Below are 25,257 nucleotides of genomic sequence, written 5' to 3'. Positions count from 1 at the left end.
AAAAAATTACTCGTAAATGAGACAAATCATTTCTCTAATCTTCTTGCTTCATCTATAATACGCGCGTTTTTTATCCTTAATTAATCTAAACCGGTGAAATAGACTATGTCGATGTTGATGAAAACCCTTCGCGGTGCGCCAGCACTTTCTGATTTTAGAGTTAACAAGCTACTAAATCAGTGTTCTGAGCTGCAACTGCCCGTCACGGATATCTATGCTGAATTTACCCACTTCGCTCATATTTCAGAAGAACTAAGCGCTGAAGAAACTCAAGTTTTACAGCAACTTCTTAAGTATGGACCAACAATTGAAGAACATGAACCTGTAGGGCAATTTTTATTAGTTACACCTCGCCCAGGTACTATTTCACCTTGGTCTTCAAAATCTACCGACATAGCCCACAATTGTGGCTTAGCTAAAATTTCTCGCTTAGAGCGTGGTATCGCCTATTACGTTGTTGGCGATGATTTATCTGCTGAACAACAAAACCAACTTAATAACTTAATTTCAGATCGCATGATGGAAGCGGTATTTACTGAGATGGCACAAGCCACTAGCCTTTTCGCTACCGCAGAGCCAGGCGAGTTAACGGCAATTGATATTGAAAAAGGTGGTAAAAACGCACTAGTTCAAGCCAATATTGATTTAGGTTTAGCATTAGCCGACGATGAAGTTAACTACTTATTCGAAAATTTCAGTAAGCTAGGTCGTAACCCACACGACATCGAACTTTACATGTTCGCACAAGCAAACTCTGAGCATTGTCGCCACAAAATATTCAACGCTGATTGGACTATCGACGGAGTTAAGCAACCAAAATCATTATTTAAAATGATCCGCAATACCCATGAAGTTAACCCTGACTTTGTTTTAAGTGCCTATAAAGATAACGCTGCTGTTATGGTGGGTAACAAAGGTGGTCGCTTCTTCCCAAATCCAGAAACCAATGTTTATGGTTACAACCATGAAGACATTCAAGTACTGATGAAAGTTGAAACCCATAACCACCCTACGGCCATTTCTCCATACCCAGGTGCTGCAACTGGCTCAGGCGGAGAGATTCGTGATGAAGGTGCAACAGGTGTTGGCTCTAAGCCAAAAGCAGGTTTAGTTGGTTTTTCAGTATCAAACTTACGCATACCAAATTTTGAGCAACCTTGGGAGTCAGACTTTGGCAAACCAAGCCGTATAGTGTCAGCATTTGATATTATGATGGAAGGTCCACTAGGCGGTGCCGCGTTTAACAATGAATTTGGTCGTCCCGCTATTTTAGGCTACTTCCGTACCTATGAAGAAGAAGTAAACTCTTTCAATGGCAACGAGGTTCGTGGTTACCACAAACCAATTATGCTAGCTGGTGGCTTAGGTAATATTCGTGACGAACACGTTCAAAAGCGTGAAATTGTTGTTGGCGCACATTTAATTGCCCTCGGCGGCCCAGCAATGAACATTGGTTTAGGTGGCGGTGCTGCTTCTTCAATGGCGTCAGGTCAATCAGCCGAAAACTTAGATTTTGCATCAGTACAACGTGAAAACCCAGAAATGGAGCGTCGTTGTCAGGAAGTTATCGATAAATGTTGGCAACTTGGTGAACAAAACCCTATCGCCTTTATTCATGATGTCGGCGCCGGCGGCTTATCAAATGCGTTCCCTGAGCTTGTTTCAGATGGCGGCCGTGGTGGCGTATTTGAACTTCGCAACGTACCAAACGATGAACGTAGCATGGCACCACATGAGATTTGGTGTAACGAATCTCAAGAGCGTTATGTTATTGCCGTATCAGATGAAAACCTTGAAACCTTTAAGAACATTTGTGCTCGTGAACGTGCACCTTTTGCAGTAGTTGGTCGTGCAACAGAAGAAGAACACTTAACCGTTACTGATGAACATTTTGCCAGCACTGAAGGTAAAAGAGACGATAAACTTGATACACCAATTGATTTACCACTGGATGTTTTATTAGGTAAAACACCAAAAATATTCAAAGATGTTGCAAGTAAAACAGCTGCTGGTGATGAGTTGTCATTATCAGATATCGACTTAACTGATGCCGCTGACAGAATTTTATCATTACCGACAGTGGCAGAGAAAACCTTCTTGATTACCATTGGCGATCGCTCTGTAACCGGGATGGTTAATCGCGACCAAATGGTTGGTCCGTGGCAAGTACCTGTTGCAGACTGTGGTGTTACTGCATCTGCACTTGATTCTTACCACGGTGAAGCCATGTCACTCGGCGAACGTACACCAGTTGCCTTATTAAACTTTGGCGCTTCTGCTCGTTTGGCTGTGGCAGAGTCACTAACCAACATTGCTGGTACAGATATTGGCGATTTAAACCGTATTAAGCTTTCTGCTAACTGGATGTCACCAGCAGGTCACCCAGGTGAAGATGCTGGTTTATACGAAGCCGTTAAAGCTATAGGCGAAGAGCTTTGTCCTGCATTAGGTTTAACTATCCCAGTAGGTAAAGACTCAATGTCGATGCGTACTCAATGGGATGAAAATGGTGAAGAAAAATCAGTAACATCGCCAATGTCACTTATCATCACAGCTTTTGGTGTTGTTGAAGATATTCGCAAAACGGTTACACCACAATTGCGCACCGACTTAGGCGATACTCGTATTGTTGCCATTGACTTATCACAAGGTAAAAACCGTTTAGGTGGTTCATGTCTTGCGCAAGTTTATAAACAGCTTGGTAATGAAACCCCTGATGTTGATAGCCCTGAAACATTAAAAGGCTTTTTCAATGCGATGCAAGCCTTGGTTCGCGATGAAAAACTTATTGCTTACCACGACAGGTCTGACGGTGGTTTATTTACCTCTGTTGTTGAAATGGCATTTGCTGGCCACACAGGTGTTGATATCGACTTAACTAAGCTTAAATCAACTTCTGGAAATGACGTTGACGTATTGTTTAGTGAAGAGTTGGGCGCCGTCATCCAAATCCGTGAAAGTGACGTCGAAGCAATCCACACGATATTAGCAGAGCACGGTATTTTAGAATATTGCACTGATATTGGTCGTATCAATAATGAAGACACCATACGTTTTAGTCGCGACGGCAAGGTAGTGCTAGAGAATTCTCGTACTTATTACCGCACAACGTGGGCACAAACCACGTTTAAAATGCAATCTTTACGTGACAACCCAGCATGTGCTCAGCAAGAGCATGACGTTAAATTCGATACTGAAGATCCAGGTTTAAACACTGATTTAAGTTTTGATATTAATGAAGATATTGTCGCTGAATTAATAGCAAAAGATGCTAAAAATGGTACTAACCCACGCATTGCAATTTTACGTGAGCAAGGTGTTAACTCGCATGTAGAAATGGCTGCAGCATTCGACCGCGCTGGCTTTATGGCAACAGATGTACATATGTCTGATATTTTATCAGGACGTACCGACCTAGCTGATTTTAACGGCTTAGTCGCTTGTGGCGGTTTCTCATACGGTGATGTACTTGGTGCTGGTGAGGGTTGGGCTAAGTCAATCTTATTTAACAAGAATGCCAAAGCTATGTTCAAGGCATTCTTCGAGCGTGAAGATACTTTCTCTCTAGGTGTGTGTAATGGTTGTCAAATGCTATCAAACCTGAAAGAAATCATCCCTGGTTCAGAAGCTTGGCCACGATTTGTTCAAAATAAATCAGAGCGTTTTGAAGCGCGTTTCAGCCTAGTTGAAATTCAAGAAACTGCCTCTATTTTCTTTGAAGGTATGGCGGGTTCTCGTATGCCAATCGCCGTTTCTCACGGTGAAGGTCGCACTGAATTTAGCTCTGATAGTGCAATTGATGCTGCCAACGAGTCAGGCACAGTCGCCATGCGTTATGTTGATAACTATGGTCAAATCACTGAAACATACCCAGCAAATCCGAATGGCTCACCAGACGGTATCACGGCATTAACTACAACTGATGGCCGTGTGACCATTATGATGCCACATCCAGAACGTGTTTTCCGTACTGTTGCTAATTCGTGGCACCCTGATGAGTGGCAAGAAGATTCTCCTTGGGTGCGTATGTTCCGTAACGCACGTAGATTTATCGGTTAAAGGTAATTTTAATTACTTAGTAGTAACTTCTACTTAAACTAAAAAAGCGCCTTATGGCGCTTTTTTTATTTATCAAGATTAGTTTACCCTTCAACCTAATATATTTGTTGAACTTACTATCGCCCAATAATTATTTAAAAGCTGGCACAGGTAATCAACTAGAAACTAATTCTCTTTCATATATCATAATTGAATAAATATTAACTTATATATTCCTCTTTGCTTATTTATACTTACTAATTAAGCCTTATTAGATAGCCAGAAAGAACATTAACCTTGAGAACTAGCCAACAATCACAAATTTTACTTAACCATACCTCCTTACGTGCCATTTATATTTGGCTACGTATAGCGTTAAGTTATTGTGTAATTGGCGCAGTTATAACGACCTTAGTGTCAGCTTATATACAAGAAACTCACCTAATTATTATTACCTTAATTATGGCTACATTTCTTGCAATTGGTGCTTACCAAGCAGAAGTCATTCGTCGTCGCACTGGACTAAATCAATATTTAGACAAACTATCTCAACATAAACATCAAGACTTCTAAGTTTTAGTCAAACGTTACTTGAATCGGCACTATTTCATTCCATTTAAACATGAGTCTTTAAATATTTTTCAAAGAATAATACTTGATTTGTAATTTCATTTTTCGCTAAGCTAAACGAAAAAATAGGAAGTTATATGCAAGTACATGATGCCTCACCGTTAAGCGATTACGTTGAATACCCAAGTGAAGAAATGCTCGAACGCTCTTCAAGGTTTTATCAAGAAATTAAACGTCGCCACAGTATTCGAAGCTTTAGCGATCGCCCCGTTGCCAAAGAAATTATTGAAAACTGTATCAAAGCGGCAGGTACCGCCCCAAGTGGTGCGAACCACCAACCTTGGCATTTTGTCGCTATTAACGATATTGATGTAAAAAAACAAATACGTGAACAAGCTGAAATTCATGAGAGTAATTTTTATCAAGGCCGAGCAGGAGAGGAGTGGCTTGACGCTTTAAAACCACTAGGTACTGATGCTCAAAAGCCTTATCTAGAACACGCACCATGGTTAATTGCAATTTTTAGTGAGAAAAAAGGCGGGATTACGATTGAAGAAAAAAATACCAACTACTATGTTCATGAATCAGTAGGTATTGCTACAGGTTTTTTGATAAATGCCTTACACTCTAGTGGTTTAGTGACCTTAACTCATACACCTAAGCCGATGTCCTTTTTAAGTAAAGTATGCGGCCGTGACGATAATAGTCGCCCTTATATGTTATTAATCGCTGGCTATCCAAGTGAAGACGCAACTGTACCGCATCATGCAACAACAAAAAAAGCACTAAGCGATATTGCTACCTTTCTTTAACAACAAACCATTAACAAGTTAAAAGCAACAACTTACAATACAAAGTCTAACGCAATATTTGTGCAGCCTTTAGCACAATATAAACCTGGTGTAGAGTTATCATCAGGTAACACAGCTTTAATTTGAGTGCCACAGTGCTGGCACGCAATATTTCGCCCTGCTAGCACTTTTTTTATTAACGCCTTTTGATCATTAAATGATTTAGCACTAACCTTTTTAAGATCTTTAAATTGTTGTTCGTTCAAGGTATTTCCCAATAACTCTTTTTGCTTAGTTACTTACTGCTATCTACACAATACCAACCGTCGTATTTACCGGAAAAAGGTGTTGCACTAGTCGTCAAAAGCTCTTGATAAGCAGCAATATTTTCATAGCTTGCTGACATAAATGGATATGCAGTTATTTCCCAGGGAAAATCTTCATCGCCTTGATACGGGCAAAAGGATAATTTCTGATTGTTTTCTAACAATAATTGGCCAAACTTGAGTGCTTGCTCTTGGCTTGCAAAAATAACCGAAAATTCGAATTCTCGCTCAATGCTAAGATCATCACCACCTTCTAACATTCCCCATAAAGCATTGCCAACATTGTCTTGCGGGAATAATTCTTCGTTGCGTTGCATTTTTCTTCTCTTAATAAGTGTCGCTATTCATTGCTATTTTATCGCCCTATTTCATTAAAAACCAATAACTATTTGCTTAAATCAGACTCCTTGCCACTTTTTAGTGAATAAACGTTCTAAGAATAACAATTGCAAACGATTGAGTGCTTAATTAGCCCAGTAAATTTGTTAAACTATCTGGTAATGATTTATCACGTAGATTTATTTTGAAAAAATTTCAAAGCCATATCACCATTGAAAATAACAGTAGTATTATTGAGGCAATTCAGGCTCAATGTGAACTCAGTGTCGGTGAAATAAAGAAAGCTATTGATAAAGGGGCATTGTGGCATAGCCGAGGCAAAACCACACAACGCTGCCGTCGCCTTAAAAAGCCATTGCAAATAAATGACCAACTACATTTCTATTATGACTCAGCGGTTTTATCCCAAACTCCGGCGCCAGCAACATTAATAGCAGACTTAAATGATTACAGTGTTTGGTACAAGCCGTATGGTATGTTGTCTCAAGGTTCAAAATGGAGCGACCACTGCACAATTACCCGTTGGGCACAAAAACAGTTACTGCCTGAGCGTGCGGTGTTTCCAGTTCACCGTCTTGACCGGGCAGCAACAGGTTTAATTTTAGTTGCACACAGTAAAAAAGCTGCGCGCACTTTAAGCCATATGTTTGAACAACATCAATTTGAGAAAATCTACAATATTATTGTTCACGGTAACCACCAGCAACGCCCACAACCAGAAACAGTAAAACTAGAAGTAGATAACAAAGCAGCTTGTAGCCATTTCACATTTATTGATTACAACGAAGTTGAGAACTTATCACTGCTAAAAGTTAAAATAGAGTCAGGTCGCAAGCATCAAATACGTATTCATGCCGCAAGTATAGGCTTGCCAATTGTAGGAGATCGACTACATGGAAAAGCACAAAATAATGAAGATGAACATACACTCGATCGTAAGGCGGATTTACAACTTTGCGCTGTACAACTAAAGTTTATGTGCCCAATACATAGTATTGAAAGGAATTTTTTTGTACCAGAAAATCTTCGACCACAACTCTCAGCGCTCAGCTCTCAGCTCTCAACAACACTTAAAGGCTAAAGTTTAAACGCTAGTACTTACAGCAGATACAAAAACGGTGAGCTAAGCTCACCGTTTTTTCATGTTTACGTTAACGTGAAGAATTAACAGCTATATTGAAAGTCATCATCAGCCATTAAGTTCAATTCATCACCGACAAGTTCATCTTGCGATAACTTAGATAACATAGCTAAACCTTCTGTTCGTTGCGCTGTAGTTAGTGCTTTGTATGGCATTCTAAAAATAGGCGATACTGCACCTGTCATCATTAGCGTAGTGTTAATGGCAATAGGATTAGGTTCACAAAATAACCAATTCATTAATGGTTGTAAACTTTGGTTTAGCGTTTCGTTTGGTTCATCCATTAATTTTCGCATTAAACCTGGGACAATATTTGAAGTAACTGAAATAACACCGTGTGAACCGTGTTGATGACGGCCAACCGCACTTTCATCGTCATTACCAGACCAGCAAGCAATGCCACGCTCTTCATAATAGGCGATACGGTCATTGCCAGCACATTCTTTTACACCAATAAAGTTTTCATGCTGCGCTAGAGGTTCAATTAAATCAGGTGTTAAATCTTGTCCCGTACGGCCTGGTACGTTATAGATAAAAGCTGGGCCAATATCTAAAACTTTATTAAAATGGGCACTAACGCCAGCAAATGAGCTGCGGCCATAGTAAGGATTAATCTGTAATGCTGCGTCCATCCCCGTTGCAAAGCCGTGTTGTGTAGCTTTTATTGCTTCTCGGGTATTATTACTACCGGTATTACCAACGATAAGTAAATCTTTTCCATATTTATGAACGCTGTGGGCAATAAGAATTAAATGCTCTTCCCATGTCAATAAATGCCCTTCTCCTGTTGTGCCGCCAACAACAATACCGTCAACACCTGCTTGAATTTGTTGAGCAACTAATTGGTCATAAGTATTAAAATCAATATCACCTTTAGCATTAAATGGTGTTTTAATCGCCGTAATTAAACTGGCAGCTTTAATTTGCTTCATTCGAACTCTCAACAAGATAAATTAGTATAAATGGGTAATTACGAGGCGTGACTCACACATACCTTAACTGAGTGCGATATTATCAATAACTCGGCGCAGGATAAACACTTCATTGGTTAAGATATGCTGATATTTAAAAACTTGGCTGTTCAAGGTTAATACACGATAAGCGTGATAATTATCTTCATGGCTTAAATCAGCAGCGTAATGCTCATCATTAATAAACTCACTTTTACTAATCGTAAAGTGAATATCTCCCACTAACCCCCAATCACCCGACTCAACGGTTTGTTCGCTAATATTGCCAACATCATCATGTTGAATAAAAGTGAATTCATAATGGCCATCATCAGTTAGCTGTGCATATTCGGTAAAGGCATTGCCACTTTCATCTTGCTCGCTTCGATACCATTTACCAAATAGAAATGATCGATGATAACATTCAGTTTGCTCAATCATGGGCAAAAAAACTCTCTTTAATGGACTTGAAAAGGCTATTTAACGCGGTTGGCTTCAATTATGCCATATTTCGACTTAATGCGAGCAACAAGTTGCTGATTTTCTCTTAAAAAGGCATTAAATTCCTGGATCATTTCAGGATAATTAATTGATGAAAAGTGATACGCATATTGTTCATTTTTAATTTGCTTATTAAGTACGATACTATCGCCACTTTTACCGAGAAGCTTCAAGTTATAATTAATAACATTCTTATCAATATTAGTTGCATCAATATTACCATGGAGCATATGTTTAACTATGCTATAAGGAGATGACAATTCCACTAATGCTGTAGATTTGTCCTGAATTTTGTCGTACCACAGTGTTGGAAAAAAGCCTAAAACCGTACCGAGTCGCTTGATACTTTCACGTGGTTTTTTTCGCAATTTTTGATCAACATATGTACCTGCCGTCAATGTCAGAACTGGCGAACTATAAGTAATCCCCAATTTTTTTGAATCACCGGCGCGCCAGCGTACATTGTCTGGAAACTTAAAATCAATAGCCTCTTCCACATACCACTTATCAAATCGCTTTATTGGTAATGGTACAAACTTGAATTGGTAGCCGTTGCTTTTAAAAAAGCTACTTAGTAAATCTCTAGTAAAGCTTGCCCGGTTAGGATACTGCGGTGAAAAATCATATAAGGGAAAGTAACTAACGTCTTCAACACCAATGATATATTCTTTGCTATATGATGTGCTCGTTGAAATAAAAAAAGCCACTATAGCACTCTGAAAAAGAGCAATGAACAATCCAGTGTTTGCAGTGTGCTTCAAGTGATAACCTATCTAACATTCCATTCCACTATTATACTCATAATAGTGGAAAAATTCAGACAAGTTAGTAAAAATATAAAAAAGCGAGCTACGTGGCTCGCTTTTTTATAACTTTTTAGTAGTGTAGCGAGCTGACTAATGACCTTTTAATTTAACGCTACCGTTAACGCTTTCCATAGTAATTTTAATATCACCACTACCTACTTCACCGCTTAAATGACGACCTGTAAACAAGTTCTTTTCCGCCACTAATCCAAAATCTGTTTTGATACTGCCATGCATTGTTTCTGCTTCAACTAACGCGCTTAATGATTTCGGAACGGAGACTTTAATACTACCGTTTACCGTTTCAACATCAATACGGTCTAACTCTGCTGAGAGTTCATCATACGTAATTTTAATACTACCATTAACAGAACTAAACTCGCCATTACGTGCTAAACCATTTGCTTTAATGGAACCGTTAACCAACTCCGCATTCACTTCACCTTTTACGTCGTTAATTACCAATGAGCCATTAACTAAATCAATTTCAGACAATGAGGCATTTTTTGGTACAGTTACAACATATTCAACTTTACCTGAATTACTATTATGTCCCCAACTCGACTTTTCTTTATAACGCGTTTCAACACTAACCCCAACTGAGCTTTGCTGCATATCAATAATAATATTATCTCTATCATCTTGGTCATCAGCAGTAATCGTTGCCATAACGTGAATTTCAGCTTTGTCCCAGGTTGATATCTCTACTGAACCATTAACATTATCAAGACGAAATGATGCTTGTTCACTAACGTCAAATGATTGCTCCACTTCATCAATTACATCCGCTTGAACAGAAAAACTTAGTAGCGCAATAACACTAGTCGTTGACATTAATTTTAAAAAAGAAGATCGCATAATATTTCCCTAATAACTAAATCGTTGTTGTTTAATCAATTAGTCACCACAATGATGAAAAAGGTTTAAAAAAATTTTAACTTCAGCAAATAATTTTTTCCGAGCTATCAAGGAGTAATTTCGTTACCATGCAAATCATGATGTTCAAGGAACCTATTACACGATGAAAACAAAAGTTAGTCTATTACTTACTGGTAGCGAATTAATGAACGGTGACGTAGTTGATACTAACTCTGTGCTATTTGCTGAGCAATTAAACAATATTGGCTTATCAATTGATAAAAAAGTGACTATCGGTGACGAGCAGGAATTATTAGCAACTGAAATTTTACAACTAAGCCAAACCTCTGATTTACTCTTTATTAATGGTGGACTAGGACCAACGACAGATGACTTAACCGCAGAAGTTGTCGCTACAGCATGTAATAGTAAATTGGAATTAAACAAAGATGCCCACCAGCACTTGAAAACGTGGGCAAAAAGACGAAACACGACATTAAATCAGCCTAATTTAAAGCAGGCCTATTTACCGAAAAATAGTAATATTATCGCCAATAGAACCGGTAGTGCAGTTGGTTTTAGCGTTGAATTAAATCAGTGCCTAATTATTTGCACTCCTGGTGTGCCCAGTGAACTTGGTCATATGCTGCGCGAAGAAATAACAATCAATTTAAAAACACGCTTTGTGCCGCCACAATACAGCACACTACACCGACTACACCTCTTTGGAATTGGTGAGTCGAGTATCCAAGCATTAATAAACGATCACCTCCCCGCTTGGCCAAACGAAATTACCATTGGCTTTCGTGCGGCAATGCCAATTCTGGAATTAAAATTAGCAGTTAATTGCCAACAAGGGCAAAAATTACTACCGGAATGGTTAACAAAAATAAAGCTATTACTAGGCGCTCATATATTGGCAGAAGGCGATAATGAAAATAGCACCCTCGCCGACTATTTAGTCCCTCAACTAATAAAGGCGCATCAGAAAATTACTGTTGCAGAGTCTTGTACAGGCGGCTTAATTGCCAGCCAGTTAACGTCAATTTCTGGGGCATCAGCAGTATTCGAGGCTGGCTATGTGACATACTCGAATGAAATGAAAACAAAAATGCTTGGGGTGCAAACTTCGACATTGATAAACCACGGAGCAGTTAGCAAGGAAACTGTCATAGCCATGGCTACAGGTGCATTAGCAAATTCCGGAGCTGACTTTGCCATAGCCGTTTCTGGAATTGCCGGCCCAAACGGCGGCACTAAAGACAAACCAGTTGGCTCAGTTTGGATAGCTTGGGGAGGCAAAAGCAATATTCAGGCTAAATATTATTGTATCAATGTAGCAAGAAAGCAATTTCAGCATATTGTTGCCGCTAGAAGTTTAGACTTGGTGCGAAGAATGTTAATACAAAGTAACGAAATGGCTCATTACGACAAGTGATCATCAATTCATCTGATATAATACGGTAGTGATCGGCTTTTATATTGCGTAGTCTTAAAAATATTTATATATTTGATGTAATTAAGTGTGCTGGTTTTAACAATTATTATTGAATTATTGAATTATTGAATTAATTTTATAAAAACAGCAAATACCCTTATAACCGTTATAATTAAACGTATTAAGGTAATAGTTAGGCTCAAAGGAGAGTACTTTGATAGATAAAAATTTCATAACCAGTGGTCGAAATACCATTATTCATAAAAACAAAAAGATTGATCTACTCGTGGTAAATGGCGCGCACCCTGTTGTTATAGTAAGCCATGTTGGCATGGGAATATATAAAGGCCCTATTCCAAAAAAACGTTCAGAAGCAAAAAAAGCATATCAAGAAGTTGTTGATGTTAGTGTTGTAGAGGTTTTTGGTGAAGAAAAAACCTTAGTGTTTGTACAAGCATTAGATAACAAAGAATACAAACTAGATTATTCTAAAGTGGGTACAGCTAATTTTATTAAGGTACATCAAGAAAACTATATCTAAGGGACCACCTGCGTTTGTAAATAATGGAGTAAAACGAGTGTGAGCAAGGCAAGTTTAGTAGCGAATAATAAAAACAACATAGACCTAGTACTGTCTCCAGTTAAAACAAAAACACAGTTAACTGAAGCAAACATTCATGAGCTGATTGAAAACTCAGAATATAGCAATTTATATGTCGATAATGGCAATATAAAAAACGCTATTGCCGAACTAAATAGCGTATTAAAGCCTCTACAAGACAACATGTCTGGTCGTGAAATAAAGTATCAGATACTTGAACGTCGTGATGCGACTATCATTATCAATGTCGACAATGACAATATGTCGGCCTCTGCAGAAATATCTACTGCGCTTGGTGGCAAGCACATGAGTGCAAAAGCCATTCTAAATGCTTCTCAAGATGCCGGTGTATGCAAAGGTTTTAGCAAAGATCAACTCATTAAGCTCGCTAAGCAAGCAGCTAAAGAACCAGCTGGCTCAATTGTAAAAGGTGAAATTGCCCATGGGAAATTGCCAATAGATGGTAAAGATTCTCGGGTCAAACTGTTAGTTGAAAGTGCACAAGATCGGATACTAAAACCGAAAAAACGTGAAGACGGCAGTGTCGATATGCGTGACCTAGGTGATATTATTTGCGTAAAAGTAGGTGATCCGCTGGCCAAGAAAATCCCGCTAACAGATGGTATTAAAGGTTATACCGTTATCGGCGATGTTTTAGAACCAACACCGGGCGCTGACTTAGAAATGCATGTTGGTGAAGGTACGGCACTAAGTCCAAAAAATAGTAGCATTTTAGTTTCTACATTAGTTGGCCTACCCCGTATTATTGAAAATGGTATGGAAGTCGACAACGTTTATCAAATTAAAAATGTTGATATTAGTACAGGTCACGTTAAATTTCAGGGTAGTGTTATTATCGACGGTGACGTTTGTGAGGGCATGAAAGTTCACGCTACTGGTGACATATCCATTGGTGGCTTTGTCGAATCAGCAACCTTAGAAGCTGGTGGTGACATCACTATAGGCACTGGTATTATAGGTAAGAAACAAGAAGTTGATGACCTAGAAGTTGATCAAATTCATATGAGCGTTAACATTAAAGCTGGCGGCAAAGTTTTTGCAAAATACAGCCAATATGCAGAAATTTCATGTGAATCTTTACGAATTGAAAACCAAATGATGCATAACATAGTCAAAGTTGCATCAACGCTTTGGGTAGGTGCAGATGACAAACCCAATGGAAAATTAATTGCTGGCTATATTCGTGCTGGTGAATCTGTTCGTGCAGGCACTGTTGGTGCAACAGCTGGCAGTACCACAATAATTTCTTTCCAAGAAAAAGTTGAACAATATTTAGCACAAATATCTGACGTTGATGAACTTGTCACAGAAGAATCAGAAAAAACCTCAGAGCTAAAATCAGCAGTCAATAAGCTGAAAAAGCTCCCAAAAGATAAAGCTAAGCCTGAAATGTTGGCAAAAGTATTAACTACTTATCAGTACCATGCAAAAAAAATGGGCGAGCACTTATCCAAAAAAGAAGCTATTGAAGCAACGTTACAAGAATATATGACAAGTGTTTACGTAGAAGCGACAGAAAGAGTTTATCATGGTGTTCAATTGTCAGTGGGTGAATTTCATGATAAAACACGTCGAGAATACGGACCAAGCCGACTAATCTATAAAGAACGAAAAATTCATGTTGACCCAATAGTGAACACGTAATCTGTTATAGTATCGACGACAATATATTTCCAATCTGGAGTTTACAATGGCATTTATTGCCCGCGGCCTTTTTATTGCTAGTTTATTAACGGCTAGTGCTCAGGCGCAACAATGCGATATTAACTTTACTCACGGTGTGATTATTGATCCCGCCCATATTCGTATTGTTAATCACGGTCAAACCTACGTGCAAATTAACGGTCAACATCAGCTATTTGTAAACGGTCGTGAAGTTGGATTAAGTGCTGAACAACAAGTGCAGCTAAGTCAATATACTAAGGGGATCAGGGAAGAGGTACCCGCGATTGTTTCTATTGCCATAGAAGGTGTTGAGCTAGGTTTAAAAGCTGTAAACAAGGTAATTAGTAGCTTAACTGGCGAAAACAGCGCATCCCATCAGCAATTTCAAGAAAAGTTTGACGAAATGAAATGGCGCTTACGAACTCGTTTTAACCATAGTGATGATAGTTACTATATTGCGCCACAAGACTTTGATGATTTTGATGAAGTTTTTGCTGGCGAATTTGAAAAGGAAATTGAAGCGATTGTTTCTGATTCAGTAGGCACTATTCTAATTGCTGTTGGCGAAGCAATGACACATAGAGAAGAGCAAAGCAGTGAACAACGAGTAGAAACCTTTGACCAACGTATTGAAACCATGGCGAGCGATATAAAGTTAGGAATTAGTAATCAAGCTAACGCGTTAGAAACAAAAGCAGAAAAAATTTGTACTCGACTCGTGAAGTTAGACGAAATAGAAAATAGGTTACAACTCGAAATCCCTGCATTGTCAGAGTTTAATTTAATAGAAACCAATTAATTCGTGACTACTCTATAGAATCTTCGTTCTTTAATATTTATATATGATCAAAAAAGCCTGCAATTGCAGGCTTTTTATGTTCAGGATGAACGGTATGTCACGATAGCATGGCTGCGAAAGAGTGACGATGCACTGTAGACCGTTAACTTACTAGCCAATTACATATTTGGATAATTTGGACCACCAGTGCCTTCTGGCGTTACCCAAGTTATATTTTGGCTTGGGTCTTTAATGTCACAGGTTTTACAGTGCACACAGTTTTGCGAATTAATCACAAACTTACCGCCTTCCTCTGTACTTTCTACTTCGTATACACCTGCTGGACAGTAGCGTTGCGCTGGCTCTGCATACTTCGCTAAGTTAACATTAATTGGAATACTGCTATCTGCCAGTTTCAAGTGACATGGTTGTTCTTCTTCATGGTTAGTGTTTGATAAAAATACTGATGACAGTTTATCAAAACTCAATTTATTATCAGGTTTTGGATAATTAATCACCGGTGCATCTTTAGCGAGTTTAAGTTGCTCATGATCTAAGGTTTCATCTTTGAGATTAAAAGGTAACTTACCACCAAAGAAGTTTTGATCAATGGTATTATATGCACCGCCTAAAAAGGTGCCAAACTTATGCATAGCAGGGCCAAAATTACGCGTGTTATAGAGCTCATCATATAACCAAGAGTTTTGATACTTTTCAATATAACTCGTTAACTCTTTACCACCTTCATCGCCAGATGCTAACGCTTCAAATATAGATTCAGCCGCTAACATACCCGACTTCATTGCAGTATGGTTACCTTTAATTTTGGCGAAATTGATAGTACCAGCATCACAACCTACTAACACAGCACCTGGCATAGTCATTTTAGGTAATGAATTAAAACCGCCTTTTGCCATCGCTCGAGCGCCGTAAGAAACGCGCTTGCCGCCCTCAAGGTACTGAGCAATTTTAGGATGATGCTTATAACGTTGGAATTCATCAAACGGGCTTAAATGCGGATTGCTATAATTTAAGTCGACAATTAGACCAACAAATACTTGGTTGTTTTCTGCGTGATATAAGTAACCACCACCTGTGGTGTCTTTTTCTAACGGCCAGCCAGCAGAGTGTACTACTAAACCTTCTTGATGCTTAGCAGGGTCAATATCCCAAATTTCTTTAAAGCCTAAGCCATAATGTTGTGGCGACTTATCTGCATCTAAGGCAAACTTTGCGATAAGTTCTTTACCTAAATGACCACGACAGCCTTCAGCAAAAACAGTGTATTTTGCTTTCAACTCCATACCTGGCATAAATGAATCTTTTTGATTACCTTCAGCATCTAAGCCCATATCACCGGTAATTACGCCACCAACACTGCCATCTTCATTGTAAATAACATCTTGAGCAGGGAAGCCTGGGAAAATTTCTACACCAAGTTGTTCCGCTTGTTCAGCTAACCAACGACAAACATTGCCCATACTAACAATGTAATTACCTTCATTATGCATAGTTTTAGGGACACTAAAACCGGGTAATTTAACCGCGCTATCTTCGCCATTAAACAAATAAATATCATCACCCGTAACGGCGGAATTTAACGGTGCACCCTTTTCTTTCCAATCAGGAAATAACTCTGTTAATGCTCGTGGTTCAAAAACTGCACCGGAAAGTATGTGAGCTCCTACTTCAGAGCCTTTTTCTACCACACATACCATTAGTTCTTGTTCTTTTTCTTGTGCTAGCTTCATTAATTGACAAGCAGTTGATAGGCCTGCAGGACCAGCTCCAACAATTACAACGTCAAACTCCATTGATTCGCGTTCCATAACATCTCCCATCACTCAATTCTTTATGAAAAATTCAAACACGCGTTTGATTTTCAAACACCTGTTTGATAACATCCAACATTATAGATATTTTCGAAGTAAATACTATCCTGTATTGCATTATTTACCGATAATATTTGTTTAAGCGCAATTTGATTGACGATATCGACAGAAGACGTTGACGTAAACGTAATCTACAAGTAGTCTTTCAAACCATAATTATAGCGCTAAGCTGAATTTCATTTAGTTTAGCCAATATTACCAACAACAAGCACCCTCAGAGGCAACGATGAAAGTATTAGTACCCATCAAACGCGTTATTGATTATAACGTAAAAGTACGTGTTAAAGCAGACAGCTCGAATGTCGATCTTGCTAATGTAAAAATGGCAATTAACCCATTTTGTGAAATCGCAGTAGAAGAAGCGGTTCGATTAAAAGAAGCTGGCACAGCAACAGAAGTTATCGCCGTATCTATTGGTGATAAGTCATGCCAAGAACAACTACGTACTGCACTTGCATTAGGTGCTGATCGCGCAATCCAGATCGATACCGATCAAAACTTAGATTCATTGCACGTCGCAAAATTATTACAGAAAGTTGTTGAAGAAGAACAACCACAGCTAGTCATTCTTGGTAAGCAATCAATTGACAGCGACAATAACCAAACAGGCCAAATGCTTGCTGCGCTTACTGGTATGGCACAAGGCACATTCGCTTCAGCAGTTAATATTGATGGCGAGAAAGTAAACGTAACACGTGAAGTTGACGGTGGCTTACAAACCGTTGCATTGAACTTGCCTGCTATTGTTACTACTGACTTACGCTTGAATGAGCCTCGTTATGCTTCATTACCTAATATTATGAAAGCAAAGCGTAAACCACTAGCCGTAAAACCAGCAGCTGACTTCGGTATTGATTTAGCAGCACGCACTACGCTACTTAAAGTAACACCACCAGCAGAACGTCAAGCAGGTATTGTTGTTGAAAGTATTGATGAATTAGTAGAAAAATTAAAAAATGAAGCGAAGGTGATCTCATGAGCGTATTAGTATTTGCCGAACACGATAATAGCCAATTAAAAGCTGATACCTTAAAAACAGTTGCCGCAGCTCAAGCAATGGGTGGAGATATCCATCTATTAGTTGCTGGCCATAACTGTCAAGCAGTTGTTGATGCCGCCAGTAAAGTTAACGGTGTAACCAAAGTATTAGTTGCTGATAATGCAGCTTATGAACATCAGTTAGCGGAAAATGTTTCACTATTAGTAACAGAGCTTGCAGCAGACTACGATCATATTGTTGCGACAGCATTAACTACCGGCAAAAACTTTATGCCACGTGTTGCTGCGTTATTAGATGTTGCACAAATTTCTGACATTATTGCGGTAGAAAGCAGCGACACTTTTGTTCGTCCAATTTATGCAGGTAATGCAATTGCAACTGTGCAAAGTTTAGATAGTAAAAAAGTTATTACAGTACGCCCTACCGGCTTTGATGCTGTAGCAACTGACGGCAATGCAGAAGTTGTAGCGCTAGATAAAGTAACTGATGCTGGTACTTCTAGCCATGTAAGCGATGAATTATCAGAGTCTGAAAGACCAGACCTTGGCGCTGCAGGTGTTGTAATTTCAGGTGGCCGCGGCATGCAAAATGGCGACAACTTCAAGCTTCTTGAAGGTATCGCAGACAAGCTAGGTGCTGCAATAGGCGCATCACGCGCTGCTGTTGATGCTGGTTTTGTACCTAATGATATGCAAGTTGGTCAAACTGGTAAAATTGTTGCGCCAGATTTGTACATTGCTGTTGGTATTTCAGGTGCAATTCAACATTTAGCCGGTATGAAAGACTCTAAAATCATTGTTGCTATCAACAAAGATGCTGAAGCGCCAATTTTCCAAGTAGCTGACTACGGTTTAGTTGCAGATTTATTCGATGCATTGCCTGAGCTAGAAAGTAAGCTTTAAGCAAATATCCTCACCGTAAAAATCATGTATAATAAAACCACTCTTGTAGTGGTTTTATTTTATCTGAAATACAGTAATCAACATGACAAAAACATTTTCTAATTTAAGCGATCTCGCCAGTGCCTTTGGCAAAACTATTGAAAAAGATGATAACGCAGCAGTTAGTAACGACTCGCTTGTTTATTCAACCTCTCAAGGAAGAATTAAACAAACGACAACAAAAACGGTAACTGCATCAGACGGTTTCGCGAAAGTTCGCCGTGAAACTAAAGGCAGAAAAGGTAAAGGTGTTGTTACTATCACTGGCTTAGGCTTAGATGAAAAAGCACTGAAAGATCTTGCTAAGAAACTAAAGAAAACTTGTGGAAGTGGTGGTAGTGTCGTCGGAGAAACTATCGAAATCCAAGGCGACAAACGAGATGAGATTAAAGCCGTGCTTGAGAAAAGCGGCTTTAAAGTTAAATTTATTGGCGGTTAAGGCCAAATTCCCCATTCATTAAGGTATTGAGAATTACTATGAATCCAAGTGAGTTATCGCTACTTGTTGCTGAGCCTTCAGATTTACAACGAAAAATTATCATTAAAGAACTAAAGCAACAAGGTGTAACACAGGTATCGGAAGCAAAAACCATTAATGAAGCTTATGCCAGTGTTGAAAAGCATCATCGCGATTTGATTACCAGTGCAATGTATTATGAAGACGGTACCGCACTAGAGTTGCTTCATAAAGTGAGGCAAAATTCTGAAATTGCTGACACGCCATTTATGTTAGTGACCAGTGAGCATCGTCGTGCAACACTTGAAGAGTTTAAACAATCAGGAGTTATTGCATTACTACCAAAGCCGTTTACTCCAGATCATCTCGCCACTGCGATAAACACTACTATTGATTTGCTTTCTACAGATGAATTAGAGCTTGAATACTTTGATGTTCACGAAGTTAGGGTGCTATTAGTTGACGATAGTAAGCTAGCTCGCAACCATATTAAGCGTGTACTGAATAACTTAGGCTTGTCAAAAATTTCAGAAGCTGCTGACGGCAGTGAAGCAATAGCTTTATTAAAAAATAACATGTTCGACTTAGTCGTAACAGATTACAACATGCCTGAAGTCGATGGCAGAGAGCTTACTCGTTATATTCGTAACGAAAGTGAGCAATCACATTTACCAATATTAATGGTTACGAGTGAAAGCAATGACACGCATCTATCAAACATTCTTACTGAAGGCGTTACCGCAATGTGTGATAAACCATTTGAGCCTCAAAATGTAAAAAAAATCCTCTATAAAATTTTAGAAGATTAATTTCAATTTAAGGGACAGTTTGCGCTAGCATAGTTATACATTACAACTTAAGCTCAAACTGTCTTAATTTCATCGCAATTTTGTTATGTGATACTTTTAAACGTTCTGCAAGTTTTCTGGTTGTCGGATAATAAGGATACAAATCGGAAATTAACTTTTTTTCAAACTGTGCTTGCGCACTGGCCCAATCTTCAACTTCGTTTCCGTCAATGATATCACTATCATCTTCAATCTGTTTAAACTGGGCAAGCGCTACAGTTATGCCTTTAGAGGTGATGTCGCCATTTTCACTGAGCGCAACGGCTCGAAATAGAACATTTTGTAGCTCTCGAATATTACCCGGCCAAATATAAGAGCTCAGTAATTGCATCGCCCCGGCTTCTATATTAGGTCTTCTCTGGTTCATTTGATCAGCAGCCATGATAACAAAATGATTAACTAGCAAGTTAATATCTTCAGCACGATCTCGCAATGGTGGCGACGTTAAATTAAGTACATTGAGACGATAAAATAAATCTTCTCTAAACTGTTGTGTTGCAATCATATTCAGTAAGTTTTGGTGAGTTGCGCTAACAATTCTTACATTGGCATTTAACTCTTTCGTTCCTCCCAATCTACGATAAGTAAAGTCTTGCAAAAACCTCAATAACTTAGCTTGTAAATAGGGTGACATTTCAGCAATTTCATCTAAGAATACGGTACCACCTTCTGCTAATTCAAATAACCCTGGTTTCCCACCCTTTTGCGCTCCCGTGAAGGCGCCGGTCGCATAACCAAATAACTCACTCTCTAACAAATGCTCGGGTAATGCCGCGCAATTAACAGCAAGAAACGGTGCTTTTTTACGATGACTAGCATTGTGTAACGCGCGAGCAATAAGCTCTTTACCTGTGCCAGTTTCACCACTAATTAAGACTGGTAAATCTAGCTCTGCAAATCGGCTTGTTTGCTCTTTAAGCATTTGGATCCCGGCAGAGCTGCCAATAATATGATCTATTGCATGTTCTTCACGAGTTTGTAAAATTGCTATTTGCCTACCAAGCTGACTTATTGACTTTATTGAAATCACAGCACCAGAACTATTATCTTGCTCAGTTATCGGAGTGATTTCCGCAATATAGCTCTGCCCTGCAATTTCAATACTTTGAGAACTAACTCGATCAAGTAATGGTAGCTCAGCTTCAAGCTCCAATAGTTCGGTTATCTCGCGCCCTTCTAGCTTTGTAGTACTATTGAATTTATATTGTTGTCTTAGTAGATTTTCTCCAGATTTATTGAGTGCTATTACACAGCCTTTTTCATCAATATCAATAATTGCATCGGGTAAGCGATTCAGTAGTGCTTTTAAATGACGTTCACGGCTTTCAGCAGGCAGAAAATCCACTACTTTGCAGCTATTAACTCCGGAAATTGTCATTAGTGCTGCTTCAATGTGGGTAAAAATAACTTTATTATCACCCAAGTGAGCAAAAATTCGCTGAGATGCTACTTCCATCGCTTTGATATCAACGTTAAGTGCAACCAATACTGTCAGTATTTCTTGGCTAATACCCAACCTATCCTCTGACGAAATTTCAATACGCATTATTAATCTCTAAACAAAACAAAACAAAACAAAACAAAACAATATAAGTAATAATTATATTACAGCGTACCTAAATTATTACAATAATAATTGTACTGATTTGCCTCGCTATAAGCGTGCTTTTATCTTACTAAATTCAAAAAATATCACTAAATAAAAATACTGTAGAATCTTTTGTAATAAATTTATTACAAAAGATTCTACAACAATTAAAATTAAACCAGTAAACCTTTGTATTATATAGACTTTACTATTTGGCAAAATTATTGCAAAAGAGTAAATAATACTGAAAATCAACTAAATTATGTTTTGACCCACAATAATTACAATGTCAAAAAGATGAAGGAAAATTATGTCTGACAGCAAGCATATAGAAACCCAAGCAATTCACTCTGGTCGTATTAATGATGAACAATTTGGTTCATTAGCAACGCCGTTATACCAAACTTCAACATTTATCTTTGATGATGCACAACAAGGTGCGGATAGATTTGCAGGAGAAGCTGACGGCTACATATATAGTCGTCTAGGAAACCCTACAACCCGACAATTGGAAATGCGTGTTGCTGCGATGGAAGGTATGGAAGATGCTGCGGCAACGGCTACAGGAATGGGTGCGGTTTCTGGAGCATTACTCGCAAATTTATCTTGCGGTGATCATTTAATTTCTTCTAAAGCTGTCTATGGCTGTTCATTTGCATTAATGAATCACCAACTAACTCGCTGGGGTATTGAGGTTAGCTTCGTTGATATGGCTAATCCAGACGAAATTACAGCTGCGATAAAACCAAATACTAAAGTAATATTTTTAGAAACTCCGGTAAACCCAAATTTGGAAGTTTACGACCTGGCTGCGATTGGCAAAATTGCTCAACAACACGATATCATTTCAATTGTTGATAACACCTTTCTTACACCGGTTTTACAGCAACCGAAAAAATACGGTATCGACATTGTGGTACATAGTGCAACTAAGTACCTTAATGGCCATGGTGACGTTGTCGCAGGCATAATTTGCGGCAGTAGCGAAATGATCATGAATATTAAAATGACCGTACTGAAAGACATTGGCGCAACAATCAGTCCACATGATGCTTGGCTGATTATGCGAGGCCTTAAAACGTTACCTATACGTATGGAGCGTCATTGCAGTAATGCACAAAAATTAGCAGAGTTTCTAGAAAATCATCAAAAAGTTTCACATGTTTACTATCCTGGATTGAAGCGTCATTCAGGTAACAAGTTTGTTGGTGAGCAAATGAAAGCAGCGGGAGGCGTTATTGCCTTTGAAATTGAAAGTGATCTTGCTGGTGGTAGTGACTTCATAAATCGTATGAAGCTATTCTCCATTGCAGTGAGTTTAGGTGATGCGGAATCACTTATTCAGCATCCTGCGTCAATGACTCATTCACCGTATACACAAGAAGAGCGATTAGCAGCTGGCATTAGCGACAGCTTAATTAGAATATCTGTTGGCCTTGAAAATGTTGATGACTTAATAACAGATTTAGAACAGTCACTATCATTAATTAAACCAGCAAATATCGATAGGAATATAGCTTAGTTACTATTAGCCTAAATTCTAAAGATAGCCCATTATTTAAACTTTAATGGGCTACTTGATAGGAAATATACGGCTAATTTTGATTACTTAATATTGCGTCTAACTTAGGCAGTAAACGTGCTTTTAACGCAGCTAATTCTTCATCTGCATAAGGTATCAACTCTTGTTGTCCCCAAATAGGCTTTGGCCAACAAGGATCGGTTTTATAACGAACAATATGATGTAAATGTAATTGTGGTACTACATTTCCTAATGCTGCTACATTCATTTTATCGCCTTTAAACTCTTGCACCAGTACTTCACTCAACATACTCGATTCATTTAAAAGCTGTTGTTGTTGCTGCCAATCTAATTGATAAATATCCTCAATACCTTCAACTCTCGGCACTAATATAAACCATGGAAAGGCACTATCGTTACATAATAATAGCTGAGACAGTGGAAGCTCGGCTAATACAAAGCAATCATTTTTCAATTGTGGATGTAAAACAAATTCAGTACTCATCTTCTTCCCTTAAGTATATCAATTAACGCTTATTACGACGACCTCTACCTCGAGCGAGCTTTTTAGCTTCTCTAGCGGCAATTTTATCGGCTTCAACTTTTGCAAAGTGACTCACTTCCTCTATCACCATTTCTGGTGTTTCAAACGTGATACCGCCAAGAGTTTTATCCCTTATTTCATTAATTAATATTTCGGAAGCCTTATGAAAGTCTATTCTACCGCCACTTCTAACACAACCACGCTTCTTGCCGATGACCTCAATTAATTCAACCTCTTGTTCTGGCAGTTCATCCAATTTATAGCGTTCCAGTAAACGCTCAGGATATGCATTCAATAAATATTCTGCAGCAAAACAGGCAATTTCTTCATGATCAAAGGCCGTATCTTTAACTGCACTAGTTACAGCTAAGCGATATCCGCTATTTTCATTGACTATCTTAGGCCAAAGCATACCTGGCGTGTCATATAAATATAAGCCGTCGTCTAAACGAATACGTTGCTGACCCTTTGTTACCGCAGGCTCGTTCCCAACTTTTGCTTTTGCTTTACCCACCAAAGTATTTAATAAAGTTGATTTTCCAACATTAGGAATTCCCATAATAACAGCGTTAATTTGTTTACCAGCCTCATCTTTATTAGGGGCTAGCTTACGAATTAAATTAGGAATTGTTTTTGCGACAGATGGTGATTCTGTAGTTAAAGCAATAGCTTTTACATTGTGCTGAGACTCTAAATAGCTCAACCATAATTCCGTAATGTTAGGATCCGCTAAGTCTGATTTATTAAGAATTTTAATTAAGGGCTTGTCGCCACGGATCTCAGTGATCATTGGATTCTCGCTACTAAAAGGTAAACGTGCATCACATACCTCTATCACGACATCAATCTGCGGTAATATTTCTTTAATCTCTTTTTGAGCCTTATGCATATGCCCTGGGAACCAATTAATCGCCATAAAAAATCTTTTTATCAAATAATTAAGATTTTAACATTGATGAAAATGAAATGCTGCTGAAAACAACTTTAAATATTTTAACTAAGCGCTATAAAAACTTATGCGAATAATTTACAAAAAACATTTACTTAACTAACGTTAAATATATACCAACTAATTCCTTATCAATAATGAGTAAAGTTATCATCGCTATTATCACTTCATTGCTAGTATCAAATATATGCCAAGCAGATGCTTTAACGTTTGGTAGTGGTCAATCGACATCTATCGATAAATCAAATACCCAAAAGTATGGGTATATATTCGAGACAAAATATCAATTTCCTTATTTCATTGAACAAAATTTAACTTTTGACTTTGATCTAAGCGCTCATTTTTGGCAAAACTTATATGGACCTGATATAACAGCTGCATCACTTGTCCCTTTGGTAAAATATAAAATTTATACTGAGTACATAACAATTGTTACTCGTATTGGCATTGGTATCGCATATGTTGATCAAATTCGATGGGGCAATCGTGAATTAGGTGATAACTGGATGTTTGAAGATAAGATAGAGATTGGCGTCGAACTAACATCTAACCATAGAGTCGCATTATTATTACAGCACTACTCAAATGCAGCACTTAACAATAAAAACGATGGCACAAACCTATTATCAATCAACTACAGCTATCACTGGTAAATATATAGCGTAGTTAAGCAGTTCGGTATGGAGTTCATGG

The 25,257-nt window shown here is 38.4% G+C and carries 24 protein-coding genes; 14 read left to right on the top strand and 10 right to left on the bottom strand.

Translation table 11 applies throughout. The features are described 5' to 3' along the window. Positions 1-117 precede the first annotated feature (117 nt). The 3 genes from purL (at position 118) to AC27E9_RS10980 (ending at position 5,420) form a co-directional block, all read left to right on the top strand. On the top strand, positions 118-4,059 hold the full coding sequence (purL, locus tag AC27E9_RS10990) for a phosphoribosylformylglycinamidine synthase (RefSeq protein ID WP_487130119.1): 3,942 nt from the start codon (positions 118-120) through the stop codon (positions 4,057-4,059). A gap of 276 nt (positions 4,060-4,335) precedes the next feature. Continuing rightward, positions 4,336-4,611 carry a hypothetical protein gene (locus tag AC27E9_RS10985; RefSeq protein ID WP_487130117.1) on the top strand — a complete coding sequence of 92 codons (276 nt, stop codon included), beginning with the start codon at positions 4,336-4,338 and terminating at the stop codon, positions 4,609-4,611. A 134-nt stretch (positions 4,612-4,745) separates the two neighbouring features. Continuing rightward, positions 4,746-5,420 (top strand): nitroreductase family protein, encoded by a 675-nt coding sequence (locus AC27E9_RS10980; RefSeq protein ID WP_487130115.1) that lies wholly within the window; start codon positions 4,746-4,748, stop codon positions 5,418-5,420. Between the two features lie 32 nt (positions 5,421-5,452). Here the strand turns inward: AC27E9_RS10980 and AC27E9_RS10975 are convergent, their stop codons facing one another. Both AC27E9_RS10975 and AC27E9_RS10970 read right to left on the bottom strand, forming a co-directional pair. Next, complete coding sequence (locus tag AC27E9_RS10975) at positions 5,453-5,665, bottom strand: hypothetical protein (protein WP_487130113.1); 213 nt, start codon at positions 5,663-5,665, stop codon at positions 5,453-5,455. 29 nt (positions 5,666-5,694) lie between these two features. Further along, on the bottom strand, positions 5,695-6,042 hold the full coding sequence (locus AC27E9_RS10970) for a ribonuclease E inhibitor RraB (protein ID WP_487130111.1): 348 nt from the start codon (positions 6,040-6,042) through the stop codon (positions 5,695-5,697). A 206-nt stretch (positions 6,043-6,248) separates the two neighbouring features. Between AC27E9_RS10970 and AC27E9_RS10965 the strand changes: the two genes are divergently transcribed. Further along, positions 6,249-7,145 (top strand): RluA family pseudouridine synthase, encoded by an 897-nt coding sequence (locus tag AC27E9_RS10965; protein ID WP_487130109.1) that lies wholly within the window; start codon positions 6,249-6,251, stop codon positions 7,143-7,145. 83 nt (positions 7,146-7,228) lie between these two features. On the opposite strand, the gene dapA is transcribed toward AC27E9_RS10965, so the two are convergent. From dapA to AC27E9_RS10945, 4 genes are all read right to left on the bottom strand, one after another. Continuing rightward, positions 7,229-8,137, bottom strand: a complete 909-nt coding sequence (gene dapA, locus AC27E9_RS10960) for a 4-hydroxy-tetrahydrodipicolinate synthase (RefSeq protein ID WP_487130108.1) — start codon at positions 8,135-8,137, stop codon at positions 7,229-7,231. Between the two features lie 63 nt (positions 8,138-8,200). Then, positions 8,201-8,596, bottom strand: coding sequence for an Ig-like domain-containing protein (locus AC27E9_RS10955; RefSeq protein WP_487130106.1), 396 nt, complete (start codon positions 8,594-8,596; stop codon positions 8,201-8,203). 35 nt (positions 8,597-8,631) lie between these two features. After that, entirely contained in the window at positions 8,632-9,363 is a 732-nt protein-coding gene (locus AC27E9_RS10950) for a hypothetical protein (protein WP_487130104.1), read from the bottom strand. Between the two features lie 189 nt (positions 9,364-9,552). Continuing rightward, positions 9,553-10,320: a DUF4097 family beta strand repeat-containing protein gene (locus AC27E9_RS10945; RefSeq protein WP_487130102.1), complete on the bottom strand. Its 768-nt coding sequence runs from the start codon at positions 10,318-10,320 to the stop codon at positions 9,553-9,555. A 163-nt stretch (positions 10,321-10,483) separates the two neighbouring features. On the opposite strand from AC27E9_RS10945, the gene AC27E9_RS10940 reads away from it, so the two are divergent. From AC27E9_RS10940 to AC27E9_RS10925, 4 genes are all read left to right on the top strand, one after another. After that, a complete protein-coding gene (locus AC27E9_RS10940; protein ID WP_487130100.1) occupies positions 10,484-11,758 on the top strand; it encodes a CinA family nicotinamide mononucleotide deamidase-related protein in 1,275 nt (424 codons plus the stop codon). Between the two features lie 214 nt (positions 11,759-11,972). Continuing rightward, a complete protein-coding gene (locus AC27E9_RS10935) occupies positions 11,973-12,299 on the top strand; it encodes a hypothetical protein (protein ID WP_487130099.1) in 327 nt (108 codons plus the stop codon). 39 nt (positions 12,300-12,338) lie between these two features. Continuing rightward, positions 12,339-14,024 carry a flagellar assembly protein A gene (locus AC27E9_RS10930; RefSeq protein ID WP_487130097.1) on the top strand — a complete coding sequence of 562 codons (1,686 nt, stop codon included), beginning with the start codon at positions 12,339-12,341 and terminating at the stop codon, positions 14,022-14,024. A gap of 46 nt (positions 14,025-14,070) precedes the next feature. Further along, positions 14,071-14,844, top strand: coding sequence for a DUF2884 family protein (locus AC27E9_RS10925; RefSeq protein ID WP_487130095.1), 774 nt, complete (start codon positions 14,071-14,073; stop codon positions 14,842-14,844). 158 nt (positions 14,845-15,002) lie between these two features. On the opposite strand, the gene AC27E9_RS10920 is transcribed toward AC27E9_RS10925, so the two are convergent. After that, positions 15,003-16,652: an electron transfer flavoprotein-ubiquinone oxidoreductase gene (locus tag AC27E9_RS10920; RefSeq protein ID WP_487130093.1), complete on the bottom strand. Its 1,650-nt coding sequence runs from the start codon at positions 16,650-16,652 to the stop codon at positions 15,003-15,005. Between the two features lie 289 nt (positions 16,653-16,941). On the opposite strand from AC27E9_RS10920, the gene AC27E9_RS10915 reads away from it, so the two are divergent. From AC27E9_RS10915 to AC27E9_RS10900, 4 genes are all read left to right on the top strand, one after another. Next, the gene (locus AC27E9_RS10915; RefSeq protein WP_487130091.1) at positions 16,942-17,694 is read left to right on the top strand and encodes an electron transfer flavoprotein subunit beta/FixA family protein; all 753 of its coding nucleotides are present in this window, start codon (positions 16,942-16,944) and stop codon (positions 17,692-17,694) included. Continuing rightward, complete coding sequence (locus AC27E9_RS10910; protein ID WP_487130089.1) at positions 17,691-18,617, top strand: electron transfer flavoprotein subunit alpha/FixB family protein; 927 nt, start codon at positions 17,691-17,693, stop codon at positions 18,615-18,617. The genes AC27E9_RS10915 and AC27E9_RS10910 overlap by 4 nt, the downstream gene beginning before the upstream one ends. 82 nt (positions 18,618-18,699) lie before the next feature. Continuing rightward, positions 18,700-19,095, top strand: a complete 396-nt coding sequence (locus AC27E9_RS10905; RefSeq protein WP_487130087.1) for an SUI1 family translation initiation factor — start codon at positions 18,700-18,702, stop codon at positions 19,093-19,095. Positions 19,096-19,133: 38 nt separating this feature from the next. Further along, positions 19,134-19,922, top strand: a complete 789-nt coding sequence (locus AC27E9_RS10900; protein ID WP_487130085.1) for a response regulator — start codon at positions 19,134-19,136, stop codon at positions 19,920-19,922. Positions 19,923-19,962: 40 nt separating this feature from the next. Here AC27E9_RS10900 and AC27E9_RS10895 read toward each other — a convergent pair whose 3' ends face one another. Continuing rightward, positions 19,963-21,507, bottom strand: coding sequence for a sigma 54-interacting transcriptional regulator (locus tag AC27E9_RS10895; protein WP_487130082.1), 1,545 nt, complete (start codon positions 21,505-21,507; stop codon positions 19,963-19,965). A gap of 352 nt (positions 21,508-21,859) precedes the next feature. Here AC27E9_RS10895 and megL point away from each other — a divergent pair, with 352 nt between their 5' ends. Further along, complete coding sequence (megL, locus tag AC27E9_RS10890; protein ID WP_487130080.1) at positions 21,860-23,071, top strand: methionine gamma-lyase; 1,212 nt, start codon at positions 21,860-21,862, stop codon at positions 23,069-23,071. Positions 23,072-23,144: 73 nt separating this feature from the next. Here megL and AC27E9_RS10885 read toward each other — a convergent pair whose 3' ends face one another. Together AC27E9_RS10885 and ylqF are read right to left on the bottom strand one after the other, a co-directional pair. After that, a complete protein-coding gene (locus AC27E9_RS10885) occupies positions 23,145-23,576 on the bottom strand; it encodes an HIT domain-containing protein (protein ID WP_487130078.1) in 432 nt (143 codons plus the stop codon). Between the two features lie 22 nt (positions 23,577-23,598). Continuing rightward, positions 23,599-24,531: a ribosome biogenesis GTPase YlqF gene (ylqF, locus tag AC27E9_RS10880; RefSeq protein ID WP_487130076.1), complete on the bottom strand. Its 933-nt coding sequence runs from the start codon at positions 24,529-24,531 to the stop codon at positions 23,599-23,601. Between the two features lie 170 nt (positions 24,532-24,701). On the opposite strand from ylqF, the gene AC27E9_RS10875 reads away from it, so the two are divergent. Beyond that, positions 24,702-25,217, top strand: a complete 516-nt coding sequence (locus tag AC27E9_RS10875; RefSeq protein ID WP_487130074.1) for an acyloxyacyl hydrolase — start codon at positions 24,702-24,704, stop codon at positions 25,215-25,217. Positions 25,218-25,257 lie beyond the last annotated feature (40 nt).

It is taken from the genome of Colwellia meonggei (assembly GCF_057537295.1).
Note: the sequence above shows the minus strand (reverse complement) of the source record. Positions and strands in the feature narration are given on the sequence as shown.